Origin of the sequence: Bacillus sp. JJ1764 (assembly GCF_036962145.1) — a bacterium.
In the GTDB taxonomy this organism is placed as follows: domain Bacteria; phylum Bacillota; class Bacilli; order Bacillales; family Cytobacillaceae; genus Neobacillus.
Genome location: NZ_JBALNY010000194.1, coordinates 1 through 15087, shown reverse-complemented (window position 1 = coordinate 15087; position 15087 = coordinate 1). Strand labels below are relative to the sequence as shown.

The window sequence follows — 15087 nt, the reverse complement described above, 5'->3', positions numbered from 1 at the left end:
TATTAATAATTTGGTCTAATGGCATTTTATTATCTATGACATAGATTCCAGGGCGTAATTTGTTTGAAAGGCCTCTGTTTTCGATATCCTTAGAGAAATTGTACGCATCTGGGATAATTTTTGCAGTTACAAGGATCCTTCCGACATCTATACTAGTCATCCCATCAGTAACCGAAATCACCACTTGAGAGACATTAGCAGCTTGGTTCCCCGACGATTTTTGGGCTGCTGCTTTCGTTTCTTCTATTTTTTTGTCATAATCTGCTTTTGTTTGAACAATATAACCAGCGGATACAAGCTTATTTTTCATATCTTCCTCAGTTGGCTGAGCTTGGACTTTTGTTTGGCTTTCGGATGTTTTGACAGACTCTTTAGTGGTATCGTGATCGCCAAAAAAATAAACAGCTCCGGTAATACTTGTTGATAGAAGGATCCCTGCTGCAAAGCTGGTCAATAGGTTATGCTTCATGGGCGACTTTGCCCCCTTCAACAGTTGATGTAAGGTACCCAGCAAGTATTTCTTTGACTTCGCTTTCTGTAATCTGTTTTTTCTCAGCAATGCTGTCCAAGGAGTATTGACGCTTGTATAAGTCTAATACTTCACGTCTTAAAATAATTTCATCCGTTGTTAGCTGAACTCCAGCTGCATTGCTGACAATTTCCATATCCAATTCAATGTTTCGAATGGAGTCTTGCATGTTGTTAATTTCTTTCATCACTTCGACATGAACCGTGTCAATTTCCCGTTGATTTTTATTGGCAGCTTGACGCGATTTTATGATAGAAATCATTAGCAACAAAATTGATACCCCAAACAAAAGGGCTAATGTCCATTCCATTAGTAGTCCCTCCTACTTTTCTATTTATCACAAGTCTATATTATACCCGCCATTTTAATATTTTTCGACTCCTAAATTTATAAACGCATCAAAAGTCGGATAGATTTTACATAATGAGCCACTAAAGGAAAATAAATATCAAAAAAAAATGCTGCATTGCGCAGCATTTTCTGAAGGATTGAGCGAAATATATCAGTTTGTAAAGGCAATGTCACCTGTTAATGAAAAAAATTTTCTTTCTTGATATCACCTAAAGGTCCTGATCCATCGTCAGGGTTATATCTCCAACGGTGTCAATACGAAGCTTTTCCTCTTTTAACAATTCATCTAGATGGAAGTGTTCTATTATTTTTTTCTTGTCTATTTCGACATTCTCTAGGACGATTGGGTGCTTTGTTATCTCAATTCGCTCTTCCGTTAAAGGAATGCGTATTGTTTCAACTTTTGGATCGACGGTATTATCGGAATTTATGATCTTTTTCTCAATAATTAGCTCTTCATGGATGACGGGAATCAATATTTGCCTTTCTTCGGTATAAGTGTTCTTATAAATATTAACTTTACCTGTTTCAATTATTTTTTTGCTTACCTGTAATTCCTCCTTATGTAATTCAAGCGTCAATTCTTCTGGAGGATCGAGTGGAATATTCTGCTCTTCTGGCAACTTTAACACCCCCATAATAATAATAGTGAAAACACCTTTTCACTTGGTTATGAAAAGGTGTTTTTTGGTTTACTTATTATTTAAATCGTCAAAACCTGTACCATCAGTTATTAAATCTACACTTCCAGTTGTATTAACGTGTGCCTCTTCATGTTTTAGTGTTTCTTGCACTTGCTGATTTTCCTGAACTTGACGTTTAGATGCGGAAATCTCTTCAGTTGTAACCGTGTATTTATTTACCTCAACTTGTTCTTGGGTTACTGGAATATGAATCGTTTCCTCGGAGCTGATGGATCCATCACTTCGTTCGTTATTAATTGGGGTTCTCTTAATCACTACTTCTTCATGCATGACAGGAACATCAACGGTTTTTTGTTCTTCGACAACATCTTTGGAAAGAACCACTTCTCCTGCATCGATATTATTTTTTGTAATATCTAACTCTTCTTTATGAAGTTTTAATGTGCCGTTGGATTGATTTTCTTGTGTGTTTGTATCCGTAGTATTTTCTTGAGTTTTGTCATCACTAAATAAACCTAAAAAGTCAGCCATAAATATCCCCCTTTATTTTAAAATAAACTTGCCTTTTTATCATTTTACGTACAAGGGATATTTATTCTTTCAATAATTGTTAAAGGATAGATCGAATACTTATAATAGCAATGAACCATGTTAATACTGTGACGTTTAAGCTTGAAAAACTGAAGTTAAATGCCCTTGATCGTTGACTTTTCATTCATAATCGTCTGAATTTGTGCGACTGTTGCCGGATCTTCAAGGCCTGTTATGTCACCTGAAACCTTACCTGTTACAAATATTTCTTTTAGTAAGCGCCTCATGATTTTTCCGCTTACGGTTTTTGGCAATGCTTCTGCAAAAATGATCGTTTTGGGAAGGGCGATTTTCCCAATTTGCTCAGTAATCCGATCTTTTATTTTTTCTTTTAAATCTTCAGTTCCTTGGGAAAGATCATTCACCCGAACAAATACGAGCGGCACCTCCCCTTTGATTTCATCTGGGACACCAATGACAGCAGCCTCTGCAACACCTTCACATTCAAGTACAGCACTTTCCATTTCCATTGTACTTAAGCGATGCCCTGCCACATTAAAGGCATCATCAGAACGGCCTACCACCCACACATAGCCATCCTCATCAATTAAGGCTAAATCACTGGCGAAATAGCTTCCTTCCACTTGGCTAAAATAAGAGGAAAGATATCGTTCCGGTTCTTTCCAAAGAGTCCGGCAGAGCATCGGGAATGGTTTTCGAATGACCAAATTTCCTAGTGTCCCCGGTTTAACTGGATTTCCTGCTTCATCCACCACAGCGATGTCTGCCCCTAAAAATTGTATACCGGCTGATCCAGGCTTCATTGGAGTTAACCATGCTGCACCGGCAATTGGACATCCGGCAGTTTCCGTCTGCCCCCAGGTATTATTGACACAGATTTTTTTCTTGCCCAAAACTTCATACGTCCATTGCCATGATTCCGGGTCAAACGGTTCACCCACTAAGGAAATAACATCCAGGCAGGATAAATCAAATAGATCCACTTTTTCTGATCCCAGACTCTTTAACATCCGTAGAGCGGTTGGGGCGGTAAACAACTTATTGACACGATACTTCTCAATTACTTGATAAAATCTGTCTTTGGTTGGAAAGTCTATAGCTCCTTCATAGATAATAGTTGTAACTCCATTAGAAAGTGCTCCTGCAATGCCCCAAATATGCATCGTCAGCCAACCAATATCTGCTGTACACCAGAAAACATCGTCTTCATGATGATCCATATGATATTTGCTGTAGATGTAATTTTGGACTACGAAGGCCATCCCGGAGTGAACAACACCCTTCGGCTTGCCTGTTGTGCCGCTCGTATAAAATACAATTCCATATTCATTGGCTTCAAGCTTTTCTGGTTCACAGTGAATACTAGCCTTTCTCGTCAGATCCTCCCACCAATAATCCCGTCCCTTGGTCATCGTGATTTCTGTATTTAAACGGTTGACGACAATCACAGCTTCAATGGATGGAATATCTGGAATGACTTTATCCACTTTTTCCTTCAGGTTTACTCTGTTACCCCTTCGTGTAGTGGCGTCGGCTGTCACAATAATCTTTGGCTCAAAATTGATGAGTCGATCTTTCAAGGACTTTTCGGAGTACCCTGAAAAAACGGTATTGTAAATCGCTCCAATTCGAAAGCATGCCAGCACAGCAATAATGGCTTCCGATAAATTTGGAAGGAAAATGGCCACGCAATCTCCTTTTTTCACACCGAAGGAACGGAGAACATTGGAGAATCGATTCACTTCGGCTAATAACATGGTATATGTAAAAAACTTCGTATCCCCATTTTCTCCTTCCCAAATTAGGGCCGTTCGATTTCCTGCTCCATTCTCCACATGACGGTCAAGCAAGTTTACACAAGGGTTGCTAATCCCACCTTCGAAAAAACGAAAATCTGGTAAATTACCACTCATTGTTTTTGTCCAAGGCTCAAACCAAAATAGTTCATTCGCGACATCGTTCCAAAAGGCTTCGGGATCTTGTTGGGATTGTTGAAGAAGGTTTTGGAATGCTTCACTGCTTCCAATAGAGGTATTAGTTTGTTTTTCTTCATTAGGAATAACAAGCTTACTTTCTGAAACTACCTTTAAAATTCCACTAACATCCATATGAATCCCCCTTGTTAAGTAAAAATGGTACAACCTCCGTCATGTAGATATCTAAGTTTCATGAAGATAATGAAAGCGCTTTTAAAAAATTCAATACAAATAAGCTTTCATCCTATCAGGAAAGAGAATAACACAAAAATTCTGAATTTTCAATAACCCATAAGAGATATTTTTACCAAAACCTCTTATGGGTCATCAGATCATTATTTTACTATGTAATGCAGTTCAACAAATTGATTGAAGGTTTTAGTTCCTTTTAAAAAAAGTTCTAGTTGATAATCCCCTGCTTTAAACAAAGGAATTCCCTCTCCAATAATGGTTGGTGCAATGGTCACAATGAGTTCATCTATTAATTTTTCTTTGAAAAAAGTATGTAATAGTTCTCCTCCGCCAACGATCCAAATATTTTTTCCATCCTGATTTTTTAAGGCATTCGTAAAGGTAACGATATCTTCATTAACAAATTTTACATCTTTCGTGTCTTCTAATGGGGATCTAGTAAATACGTAGCAAGCCTTGTTTTGATAAGGAAATGGACCCTCTAAGTTCTTGACAATCCAATCATATGTTCTTTTGCCCATCATAACGGTGTCTATGGTTTCATAAAATTCCGAATAGCCATTATCTCCTTCACCTTCTACTTTAAATAACCATTCTAAAGAATCTTCTTTTGTTGCGATGTATCCATCAAGGCTTTGAGCAATGAACAATATGAGTTTCCGTTGATTTTTCATTCCTTACTCCTCCCATACTCCAACACAAATAATTATTTATTCAATATATGTCTCGATTGCATGCGCTACGCCATTTTCATCATTTGAAAGCGTGACTCGATCGGACATTTCTTTTACTTGAGGATCTGCATTGCCCATTGCTATGGAAAGCCCGGCAACCTGAAGCATCGGGGCGTCGTTAAAGTTGTCCCCCATTGCTACGGTATCCTCCAGAGGAATACTAAAATATTCTGCCATCTTTTTAAGGGCGTATCCTTTATTTCCGTCTTGATCCATTACCTCGAGATTCCAAGGGCCTGAGGTAGTCGTGACAATGTTTGGTATTCTGCCAAAAATAGAAGCTAATTTCGATTTGATGTCGGTATTGACTGTGAGAATAAAGAATTTTTGAACAGTTAAATCACTCTCATTAAATAAGTCCATGTAGTTTGCAAAATTCTTAATGAGATTGGATTTCTGTGGTTGTTCTGTCATCCTTCGATACATGTCATCCGTTAACCCTTCAACATTAATCTTTTCTTTATTCTCTGAAATTCGTTCCGTCCAATCACCCGGTACATAAATTCCATGATTGGTATAGACCCGATAAGGAACTCTATGGTCATCTAGTTTCTCAGCAACTTTTATAACGTCTTCTTTATTCATTGAAATACTATCTAACAGCTTTCCGTCAGCTTGAATAACCGTTCCGTTACTTCCTGCCAATGGACAGGAAAAATCGTATTTTTGCATGATTTGCTGAATATCTTCCGGTGCGCGACCAGAGCAAATCATCACAATATTCCCTTGGTTTTGTGCTTCGCGAAGTGCCTCAATATTTTCTGTAGAAATTTCATTATTGGAGGACAGTAAAGTGCCATCCAAATCAATTGCGATTAGTTTCATATTCTTCACCTCTATAAATTCTTTACCGTTGCATTCGGAAATCATTTTTACTAGCAACAAAAAGAACCGCTTTAACGGTCCATTTATGTTTTATATTATATTAAGGTTTACTATACCATTCAGAGTGCACAGGTACAAACTTATCGACCACCATTTTCTTCCCTTAGCTTTTGTGTATAATTTATAGGTATAAAAGGAGGTTCGCTATTTGAATATATTACTTTTAGGGGCAACAGGTAGAGTGGGAAGCCATATTCTTTCGTATGCCCTTCATGACAAACATCACGTTACGGTATTAGTACGTTCACCAGAGAAGATTCAAATAAATAATGAAAATCTAACTATTCTACAAGGAAATGTTTTACACATAGATGATTTGGTTCAGGCGATGTCAGGGGTTGATGTAGTGTTTAGTGCATTAAATACAGACGGTACATCGACCCTATCAGAAAGTATTCAGTTAATTGTCCAAGCGATGGAAAGTGCAGCTATAAAAAGAATCATAACTGTGGGTACTGCTGGTATTTTGCAAAGCCGAATCACTCCAAATATCCTGCGGTACCAATCAAGTGAATCAAAGCGTAAATCAATAAGAGCAGCTGAGGAACATCAAAGGGTTTTTGAGGTACTTAAACAGTCCACACTTGATTGGACAATTGTATGTCCTACGTATTTGCCTGATGGTCAAGCTTTGGGTACATACCGTGTGGAACGGGATTATTTGCCTGAAGGCGGTTCTGAAATATCCGTCCAGGATACGGCTTGGTTTACCTATAGCCAAATGAATAGTCACACTTTCATAAAAACTCGAGTGGGTATAGCTTACTGATTTATTATTTCACATCTATTAAGGACAGTTTACATGTGGCGTTCTCGAGTTTTGTTCTTCATGACCTCGATGAAGGACAGTTTTCGTGATGTGCACTCGAGTTTTGTCTCTGATGCAGTTCCAAGACAAAGGGGGTATCCCAAAAATGTTTTTAGAAAAACACGAATCGGCTGCCGTTGAAGAGTTTAGCTGGTTTGATGAAAATGGGAATCATATCGATTCTGAAGAACCAAAATTTAAATTACAAATATCAAAGATAAATAGATATATCGTTGAAGTAAGTCAAAATAATACAATTTCTATACCTAAATTTATTTATTGGCTGTTCGAAAATGACTATAAAATATATTGCTTTAATGATTGCAGAGACTATATGGATAGTTTGACAAAAATTCAAAGAATTATCTTTGAAAAGAAACAGTCAAAAGCTGGTTGGATTTCGTTTCCAAACAACAATAATGTCTACGTTAAAGAATTTAAAACGGTAAATGATGTAGAAATCATTTGGGATGCGATTTTATTCTGTTCAAAAAGTAATTTAGATTACAGTGCGTTAGAAAATATATTTGAAGAATTTAAATTAACTACATCAAGATTTCCTAACCTTAGTTTCACAAGATTACTTCCAAAATATAAAGACCTTATAATCGGAAAAATATCTTTTGGCGAATCCTATTTTAAACCAGGGACTTTTGAGGAACCAATGGTTTTCATTTGTTATACAGTAAATAAACTATAATGTTACTTTTTTATGGGGATTGGGTTATAAATCCCCTTAAAATTTAAACTCTTATCGTAGGCATAAAATCAACATATTATTTAACAGAGCCTTTATTTTAAAAAGGCTTCCTGTTTAGAAACTCGAACCATATCATCGGGAAAAAATTTCTTAAAATACTTTTCTACCCTTATATGAATATCTTTTTGATACCACTCGGATAGTCCGTTTTCTTCAAACAATTTAGGCATTCCTAATCTGTCCGACCGTTTACCCATTGCCCCATCCCCAATGTTTAAAGTATCAATCCAGATATGGTCTGTAATTCCCTTCAATACGTTTGGAAATTCAGGAGTAAAAGGTAAAGTTGGTGAAATGGAGGCTTGGGTGGAGATGCCTGCATCATGAATCTCTTTTAAAGCGTTTAAACGCATGTTAATTCCTGGAGCATATGGAGCAAAAATCCGTCTAATATCGTCTCTATCAGTTTCAACTGTCAAAGATACTAGAACATTAGATTTTTCTTTTAATTTTACTAACAAATCAATATCCCTTGTAACAAGCGGGCTTCTAGTTTGAAGTTGAAGAAAATCAGGCGGATGTTCAAGCATTTCTTCTAATATACCTCTTGAAATGTTTGACTTACGTTCGATTGGTTGGTAAGGATCGGTGGCTGAAGACATGAATATATTCACGGGATTGTTTTTTTTACGAAGTCTCAAGATTTCTTTTCGATAATTTTCTGCTGCGTTAACTTTTATGTCCAGCCATTGTCCCCATGGAATCCCTTTAAATCTTTGAATAGGCATTTCCCTTACATAACAATATTTACAGGAGAATGCACAACCACTATACGGATTTAGAGAATGGGTAAAACCAATATCCAAATACCCCTGTGCTTCGGTTAGAACTTTTTTGGATAATACTTCTTTTATTTCCATTTCCATTGGCATCGCTCCTTTATTGTTTTATTGAATAAATATAGATTTCCAGAAACTTTATATCAAAATGGCTTCCTTTAATCGATTTTCTTGATAGACTAATTTACATTCTACAAAGGTTTGAGAATGAGTAATTGCGTCAAATCTATCCCATCCTCTTTAATTTATTAAAAAAAGGATTGCGCTGCAATCCTTTCTGAGTTACACCTACTCTCTTTCACTTCAACTATTCTTCATACTGCATATCTGGCAAGTTTTTTTCCAATTGCTTTTCTACCTCTACAAAATAATTTATCACTGCCTCATCGTCTAAATCTCTAATTTGTTGAGAGATTTCTGACGGGAATTGGCTATAAAGTAGTTTTCCCTTTACTTCTTTTAATAAAGTAAATGGACCGTCTTTGAAATAGTTTTCTCTTGATTTGTCGCTAATCAATACTCTACCAATAAAATAATCAATTCCATCTTTCTTGATATAAATGTCCTGATTAAATGCTAAGTCAACTTCATTATGATAGGATTTTAGATGTGCATTCCAACTTTTTGGTACAAAGACAGTTGCATATAAGACTCCGTTTTCATCTAAGATTCTAAGTCCTGTAAGTTCAGTATTTTCTTGAGGTTGATTTTGTTGAACTAGTTCAGTGTTACCTTGGGTGTTTTTCGGTTCTATAGTAGTAGATTCGGTCTGAGCGGTTTCTTGTATTTTCGGTTGCTTTGATACGACTTGTTGCTCCTGTTTGTTTTCCTTTTTGCGTTCTGACTGCTTATCGACCGCACTACCTGTTTCTTTTGAGCAGCCTGATAAAATACTAAGTGATAAAAATACAAGTATAGCCAGCCTTGAAGCAATTTTGATAACTTTCTTATTCATACCCTGGCCCCCCTTTTATTTAATTGGTAGAATTTGCCACAATAAGATTATACACCAAATAAACCTCGTTCCTCAAACTTAATGTTACAAATATGTTACGTTTATTACGAATGTATAACTATATTAGTTTTAAATATTAAATCATAAAAAAATCCCTCTCTAATTAAATAGGTTGGGATTTTCAATTCATTTATTGATCATTTAAATATCAAATCTAAAATTTGGGTTTTCTGGATTTTTCCATTCATTCAGAACCGCATGCTTTAGCTTTTCTGGATTTCGTACAATATAGATATCGGCTATTTGATTATTTTTGACGTGAAAACTAAAAACGGTTTTGATATTATCAACTCCTAAAACATGGAGTCCAATTTCACCATTGATATTGATTAATTTTACTATAGCCGGCACAGCAGCAGTTTGATTTTGTGCTAATAAATTCGCAATAAAACGAAGGACAAGATTTTTAGACTGGATTGGTTTCAAGGCAGCATATACTTTTCCGCCGCCGTCGGAATAAAGTGTGACATCTTTATGCAATAACTCTTCGATTTTCTGAGTGTTTCCCTGATGTAGTGCTAATACAAATGTTTGAACGATTTCATTATTTCGTGGAACATGTGTACTATCTGATTCTTTTTTTATGAGCGGGAATTTATTTTTTACACGGCTTAATATTTTTCGGCAATTGGCTTCACTGCGATTTAATATTTGTGAAATGGCCAGATAATCATACTCTAGCACTTCCCTGAGGATGAAAACAGCCCGTTCAATGGGGTTAAGGTTTTCAAGCAGCAACAGAAAGGCAAAAGATACCGCTTCGCCGTTCATAACCTTAGAGATAGGGTCGTTTTCGTTAAGAATTAACGGCTCAGGGAGCCATGGACCCATATAGACTTCACGCTTGTAACTGGCTGATTTTAAATGATCGATACATTTGTTTGTCACCATTTTACAGAGATAAGCCTTTTTATTTTCTATATGTTCCAGTGATTTTTCACTAGCCAGTACATACACATCTTGAACAATATCTTCTGCTTCTGAAACCGTCCCAAGCATCCGATATGCTATAGAAAATAGCAGTGGGTGATACTGAGAATAAAGTTCCTGTAACTCCATACATTCCCCCCTATTTTCAGTAATTTAAACTTGCCAAATTCCAGGTATACTCTCTGATTTTTTCTGCTATTTTTCCAGAAAGGACAAAATCCACTCCCCATTTTTGTGTCCAAACAAAACCATCTTTAGGACCCAACCCGATACAAAGTAAATCCGGGTAAGTTCGATGAGTGATGGCTGAATATCCCATCCTATGTGCCTTCATAATTTTAGCAAGTCGTTGTGCCTGAGCAATCGCTTCTTTACAGCTCATCCCCGATATCGATCCACTTATGGGGTCAGACACATGGACGCAGTCCCCAATAGCATAAATATTATCCATTTCTTCAACGCGATACCAGGAATCCACTTTTATTTTACCTTCCTCAGTTATAGGGATCTCCAATTTCAGTAGACATGGATGAGGCTTTAACCCTACAGTCCAGATGCAAAAATCCACTTCTAGTTCAGACTGGTCAGAGAAATAAACTTTATTGTCATGGAATTTTTCTACCTTTTTATTTTGCAATGTTTTTATTCCATGTCTTTTAAGCCTGGTTTCTATTCGTTCACTTATTTTAATTGGAGCTTCATGCAACAATCTTTGTTTATCGTTAATTAGAAAAACTTCAATACTCTTGTTCCCTTTTACTACTTCATTTTTGAGCCATGAATTCACTTCTGTTGCGGTTTCAATACCGGTAATCCCACCACCCACTATCGCTAATCGAAAAGTACTCTTGGGGGAATTACCCTTTTTTAAAATCTGCTGTCTAATCTCTTTTGCTTTATCCAAACTAGTAAGTGCTATGCCACCACAATCTGAAGCTACTTCTCTCGATACACTCCCTAGGGCTAATACTAACTTGTCGTATTCTTGCTGAAATATTGTGCCACATTCCCCAGTAATTTGGATGGTTTTCTTTTCAGGAGCTATTGCAGTTGCTTCGCCTTGAATAAAATCAATATCTAAGCGGCAGAAATCCTTTAAAGGAACGTGTAAATCGGAGGTATTTTCATTCACTATCCCCTTAAATAATTTTACCTTTTTAAAATGGAATGTATTTTTATCAATTAGGATGATTCTGATTTTATCCTTTATCTCGCTATGAAACTCTTTCTTTAGTGCTTCTAAAAGATTTATTCCAGCGTAACCCCCACCTACCACAACAATTGTTTTTAAATTTTCCATTTTTATGCTCCCCTTTTCATCGTTTACACACAGGACGATGAAAGGAGGAAATTTGTGACACAGTAAACATAATTAATTAATTTTAGAAATAAATAAAGTTCTGCGAACATTAAAGGATTAACAATTAAAATAGCATCTTTATTTCCTCTGCAGTAAACTAGCTTAATTGTAATATTCCACATTACAACAACCAGTAATTGTAAATAAACCTTATTTGGGAGGTAGGTCACCTTTAAAATTACTTGGGAATTGTTGCTGAACTTCATTTTGAATTATAGTAATATACTGGTAATGACTAATTGTATTTTTTCTAGGAGGTGAGTAAACTTGCCAGATTGGTCATATCACACCCTATTCAAACCAATATTACATAGACTGAGGCCTTCCTTTAGCAGAGAGTTTATTCACCGAGGGATGAGCATGATCGCATCGTCCTCACTCGGTGAAGCGATGATAGAATTTCTAGGTCAGATGGCCCCTTCCAACCAATTAGAGAAATCGCTTTTTGGTGTTCCATTTGCTTCTCCAGTTGGTTTAAGTGGAAAAATCGACCCCAATTTATCCGGCCTAAAGGCTTTTCAAAATCTTGGATTTGGCTTTGTAGAGATTGTTCCTGTTTCCATTTCAGGTTCTTTTATAAAAGAAGAACTTCATGTTGATCCAAAACAAGAGCTGATATGGGGGAATAACGGATTACCTATTAAGCTATCGATAGCAAAGAAACAGCTGCATTCACTTAAAAATAAGAAGGTTCCCTTTTTTATAAGAGTGGAAGGAACCTTTCAAGAAATAGAACAGATTTGCATGGAACTCCTTCCTTTTAGTGATGGATTTATTATGAATTCTCACACATTAGAATCGGCAACTACATACAGATTATTCCAAGAAAAAATAAGGAAACCGATCATTATTGCCTGTTCAACAGAGTTCATTGTTGATATGGGTAACATAGTAAACGAATATCCATCTGCAATATTACTGGACGAATGTGACTCTGTAGATAAAATTATCAATGCGGTTGATGCCATAAGGGAAAGATTTGGTGTTGAACTGCCCATTATCACTTCCGGTGGAATTAAGGAGCCAGCTGACGCTTTAAAATTATTGGACAAAGGTGTTTCACTAATCATGCTTAGTTTCGAGTATGTCTTTAGCGGACCAGGCTTGCCAAAAAGGATAAATGAAGCGTATTGTAGAAGATTTTTGAGAGAATTTGTACCATCTCCAGGATGGCTTTGGTATTGGATGTTTGGTCTTGCCATTACCATTGCTGGCTTCATAGCCTTGTTTTTTAGTATGACAGCCGTTATCCTTCCATACGATGAAGTCTTTTTAGGAATCATAAGAAGTGAGATTAATAGGTTCAATCCTGCCATATTATACTTTATGGCACATGATCGGATGACTCTTTCCGGTACGATGATTTCTGGAGGAATTATCTACATGCAGCTGGCATGGCACGGTGTCAGGAAGAGGCTGATTTGGGCAAGAAAGGCAATAAATTATGCTGGGATAATTGGTTTCCTCGGCATTTTCCTCTTTATTGGATACGGCTATTTTGATTGGCTTCATGCCCTATTTTGGGTGATTTTATTACCGTTGTTTTTTTTAGGATATTCAAAATCAAAAGGAACTGAGGGAGCCCCCATAAGCAGCAATCTTTTCAATCATCGATACTGGAAATGGAGTTTAATTGGACAGCTTTCCTTTGTCTTATTAGGTTTTGCCTTAACTTTCGGAGGGCTTGTCATCTCCGTGATTGGAGCATCTAGTGTCTTTGTGCCAACAGATCTCAGCTTTTTATGCCTTACACAGGAAATGCTTAACGAATTTAATGATCGATTAATTCCGGTAATTGCCCATGATCGGGCCGGATTTGGCAGTGCTCTGCTATGCGTAGGCTTGCTTGTATTGATGCTGGCGTTATGGGGAATTCGTGAGGGCGATGGCTGGGTATGGTGGACTTTTTTCATCGGAGCAATTCCTGCTTTTTTATCTGTGTTACTTACTCATTTTACGATAGGATACATCGATTTTGTTCACTTATTACCAGCTTATATTGCAGTCATACTTTATATAAATGGGGTTTTATGGACGGCACCCTGCTTATTGAAAAAAAGGTAGGAACATTACTCAAACCTTCCCTTATAAAAATGAAATATAAAATGGCAAAAAAAAGCCCTCGTAAAAATTCATTTGAAAACGATTTTCCGAGGGCTAATAAAATCTATAAAAAGGGGGTATATGAAAAAGCACTGCTATTTCATATTTGTATTTTATGGCTTAAAGCTTAACTTTTCCTTAAAAAATCCAAGGGTTTATCATAATAATAAGTTAATGGTTGAGATGAGCTTTTTGTTTTAACAGCCTTAACTTTTGGTTTTTGGTTAATATTCTCCAGAACCTTACTTTGAAAACCATATAAAAGCCCTCCTGATTATGGAGATCCGATTTATGGTTAGTTTTTTTCCGGAACCCCATCGTTATTTGCTGGTAAACTACCGAAGCTATCTGAATTGAATATACCTTTTGTGTTTATCATTGTAGCAAACATTATAAATATAGAAAATTTAAAAAAATCGACTCGATGAATCCTTTTTCTACAAAATGACTCTGTGTTTTATGAATTTCAATCATTAGCTGAGAAATTTGGACGAGTTTTTTGGCTACAGTTGTCGATTCTTAGAATAAAGATTTTGAAATAATATGTCAAAAATGTGAACTGACAGATGTGTTTTTGCCTATGATCATCTAGGTCGTTCCGGCATATATTTCATCCACTTTTTCAATTTATAGCTGCAAATGAAATAGCCACAGATAGCAATAGATGTTATGCCAACGGAAATTTTCCAAATAAGGGACTGAGAAGTATAGAACCCTGCTGCAACTCCTATGAACCCAAGTAAAGTCAATTGAAAACATTGCTTTTTTTGATTTTCAAAAATCGTAAATTGAAAAAGTCTCCTTTGTTCTATTTCTTTTAATTGTTCCATTTTCTGAGGTGCCTGAAGGAATTCAGTGATAGAATGGAAAATTTTGAAAACCGGTCGAGATTGGATCCATTGCCATACAAAAGACCATTTATGGTTTCCCTGTTTGTTCATCCATTCCATAAATACAGGCTTGGCCAATTCCACGAGTTCTTTTTCAGGGATCAAATTTCGAATAATCCCTTCAACGGTAACAAATGAACGCCCTAAAAAGACAAATCTTGTCGGAACTTGAATGGGCAATGCCTTTATCATATCGTTCATCTCCATTTTTAATGCTAACAGGTCCATTTCTTTTAGTTGGGAAGGCTGGAAACCAGCAAATTCAGCCAAAAGCCTTTCAATCATTCTTGGATCAGCATCCGGAAGCAAGAATCCTAATTGAAAAAGGCAATCTACAGATTTAGAGTAATTTTTTGAAAGAAAACTTTCAATTAAACCTTGAAAATAAGCTGCATCCTTTTTGGTAATCTCCCCGATCATTCCGAAATCAAGCAGAATGATTTTTCCCTCCTTTGAAACTAAAACATTACCGGGGTGTGGGTCTGCATGGAACATACCTGGCTCTAACCATTGTGGGAAAAATACTTTTAGTAAAAGTTGGGCCATTTCCTCGCCACTTACTTTATTTTTGTCCAAGGC

Annotated in this window: 15 protein-coding genes; 3 read left to right on the top strand and 12 right to left on the bottom strand. The window is 36.5% G+C overall.

Annotated elements, in window-relative coordinates; all coding sequences use genetic code 11:
- The 7 genes from V7083_RS21200 to V7083_RS21170 form a co-directional block, all read right to left on the bottom strand.
- The coding region (locus V7083_RS21200) for an aminodeoxychorismate lyase (protein ID WP_335481746.1) at window positions 1-469 on the bottom strand (469 nt) is incomplete at its 3' end.
- A complete protein-coding gene (locus tag V7083_RS21195) occupies window positions 459-839 on the bottom strand; it encodes a hypothetical protein (RefSeq protein WP_335481744.1) in 381 nt (126 codons plus the stop codon). The genes V7083_RS21195 and V7083_RS21200, both read right to left, overlap by 11 nt.
- 250 nt (window positions 840-1089) lie before the next feature.
- The gene (locus tag V7083_RS21190; RefSeq protein WP_335481742.1) at window positions 1090-1503 is read right to left on the bottom strand and encodes a YsnF/AvaK domain-containing protein; all 414 of its coding nucleotides are present in this window, start codon (window positions 1501-1503) and stop codon (window positions 1090-1092) included.
- A 69-nt stretch (window positions 1504-1572) separates the two neighbouring features.
- Window positions 1573-2055 carry a YsnF/AvaK domain-containing protein gene (locus tag V7083_RS21185; RefSeq protein ID WP_335481740.1) on the bottom strand — a complete coding sequence of 161 codons (483 nt, stop codon included), beginning with the start codon at window positions 2053-2055 and terminating at the stop codon, window positions 1573-1575.
- A gap of 155 nt (window positions 2056-2210) precedes the next feature.
- Window positions 2211-4184: an acetate--CoA ligase gene (locus V7083_RS21180; protein ID WP_335481738.1), complete on the bottom strand. Its 1974-nt coding sequence runs from the start codon at window positions 4182-4184 to the stop codon at window positions 2211-2213.
- A gap of 203 nt (window positions 4185-4387) precedes the next feature.
- Complete coding sequence (locus V7083_RS21175) at window positions 4388-4918, bottom strand: dihydrofolate reductase family protein (protein WP_335481735.1); 531 nt, start codon at window positions 4916-4918, stop codon at window positions 4388-4390.
- Window positions 4919-4954: 36 nt separating this feature from the next.
- Window positions 4955-5803 (bottom strand): Cof-type HAD-IIB family hydrolase, encoded by an 849-nt coding sequence (locus tag V7083_RS21170; protein WP_335481732.1) that lies wholly within the window; start codon window positions 5801-5803, stop codon window positions 4955-4957.
- A 208-nt stretch (window positions 5804-6011) separates the two neighbouring features.
- Between V7083_RS21170 and V7083_RS21165 the strand changes: the two genes are divergently transcribed.
- Window positions 6012-6632 (top strand): NAD(P)-dependent oxidoreductase, encoded by a 621-nt coding sequence (locus V7083_RS21165; protein WP_335481729.1) that lies wholly within the window; start codon window positions 6012-6014, stop codon window positions 6630-6632.
- 145 nt (window positions 6633-6777) lie between these two features.
- On the top strand, window positions 6778-7371 hold the full coding sequence (locus tag V7083_RS21160; protein WP_335481726.1) for a hypothetical protein: 594 nt from the start codon (window positions 6778-6780) through the stop codon (window positions 7369-7371).
- Window positions 7372-7463: 92 nt separating this feature from the next.
- Here the strand turns inward: V7083_RS21160 and V7083_RS21155 are convergent, their stop codons facing one another.
- The 4 genes from V7083_RS21155 to V7083_RS21140 all read right to left on the bottom strand — a co-directional run bounded on the left by V7083_RS21155 (window position 7464) and on the right by V7083_RS21140 (window position 11455).
- Complete coding sequence (locus V7083_RS21155; protein WP_335481723.1) at window positions 7464-8297, bottom strand: SPL family radical SAM protein; 834 nt, start codon at window positions 8295-8297, stop codon at window positions 7464-7466.
- A gap of 220 nt (window positions 8298-8517) precedes the next feature.
- Entirely contained in the window at window positions 8518-9165 is a 648-nt protein-coding gene (locus V7083_RS21150; protein ID WP_335481720.1) for a hypothetical protein, read from the bottom strand.
- A gap of 201 nt (window positions 9166-9366) precedes the next feature.
- Window positions 9367-10284, bottom strand: a complete 918-nt coding sequence (locus V7083_RS21145; RefSeq protein WP_335481716.1) for an RNA polymerase sigma-70 factor — start codon at window positions 10282-10284, stop codon at window positions 9367-9369.
- A gap of 16 nt (window positions 10285-10300) precedes the next feature.
- On the bottom strand, window positions 10301-11455 hold the full coding sequence (locus V7083_RS21140) for an NAD(P)/FAD-dependent oxidoreductase (RefSeq protein WP_335481713.1): 1155 nt from the start codon (window positions 11453-11455) through the stop codon (window positions 10301-10303).
- A gap of 327 nt (window positions 11456-11782) precedes the next feature.
- On the opposite strand from V7083_RS21140, the gene V7083_RS21135 reads away from it, so the two are divergent.
- Window positions 11783-13579, top strand: coding sequence for a dihydroorotate dehydrogenase (locus V7083_RS21135; RefSeq protein WP_335481710.1), 1797 nt, complete (start codon window positions 11783-11785; stop codon window positions 13577-13579).
- A 623-nt stretch (window positions 13580-14202) separates the two neighbouring features.
- Here V7083_RS21135 and V7083_RS21130 read toward each other — a convergent pair.
- Window positions 14203-15087 (bottom strand): AarF/UbiB family protein (locus tag V7083_RS21130; protein WP_335481707.1); only part of this gene is annotated, 885 nt, incomplete at its 5' end.

What these genes read in the sequence shown, in the direction of transcription:
- V7083_RS21195 (WP_335481744.1), bottom strand. Translation starts at nt 839, where the DNA reads ATGGAATGGACATTAGCCCTTTTGTTTGGGGTATCAATTTTGTTGCTA.
- V7083_RS21185 (WP_335481740.1), bottom strand. Translation starts at nt 2,055, where the DNA reads ATGGCTGACTTTTTAGGTTTATTTAGTGATGACAAAACTCAAGAAAAT.
- V7083_RS21180 (WP_335481738.1), bottom strand. Translation starts at nt 4,184, where the DNA reads ATGGATGTTAGTGGAATTTTAAAGGTAGTTTCAGAAAGTAAGCTTGTT.
- V7083_RS21175 (WP_335481735.1), bottom strand. Translation starts at nt 4,918, where the DNA reads ATGAAAAATCAACGGAAACTCATATTGTTCATTGCTCAAAGCCTTGAT.
- V7083_RS21170 (WP_335481732.1), bottom strand. Translation starts at nt 5,803, where the DNA reads ATGAAACTAATCGCAATTGATTTGGATGGCACTTTACTGTCCTCCAAT.
- V7083_RS21160 (WP_335481726.1), top strand. Translation starts at nt 6,778, where the DNA reads ATGTTTTTAGAAAAACACGAATCGGCTGCCGTTGAAGAGTTTAGCTGG.
- V7083_RS21155 (WP_335481723.1), bottom strand. Translation starts at nt 8,297, where the DNA reads ATGGAAATGGAAATAAAAGAAGTATTATCCAAAAAAGTTCTAACCGAA.
- V7083_RS21150 (WP_335481720.1), bottom strand. Translation starts at nt 9,165, where the DNA reads ATGAATAAGAAAGTTATCAAAATTGCTTCAAGGCTGGCTATACTTGTA.
- V7083_RS21145 (WP_335481716.1), bottom strand. Translation starts at nt 10,284, where the DNA reads ATGGAGTTACAGGAACTTTATTCTCAGTATCACCCACTGCTATTTTCT.
- V7083_RS21140 (WP_335481713.1), bottom strand. Translation starts at nt 11,455, where the DNA reads ATGGAAAATTTAAAAACAATTGTTGTGGTAGGTGGGGGTTACGCTGGA.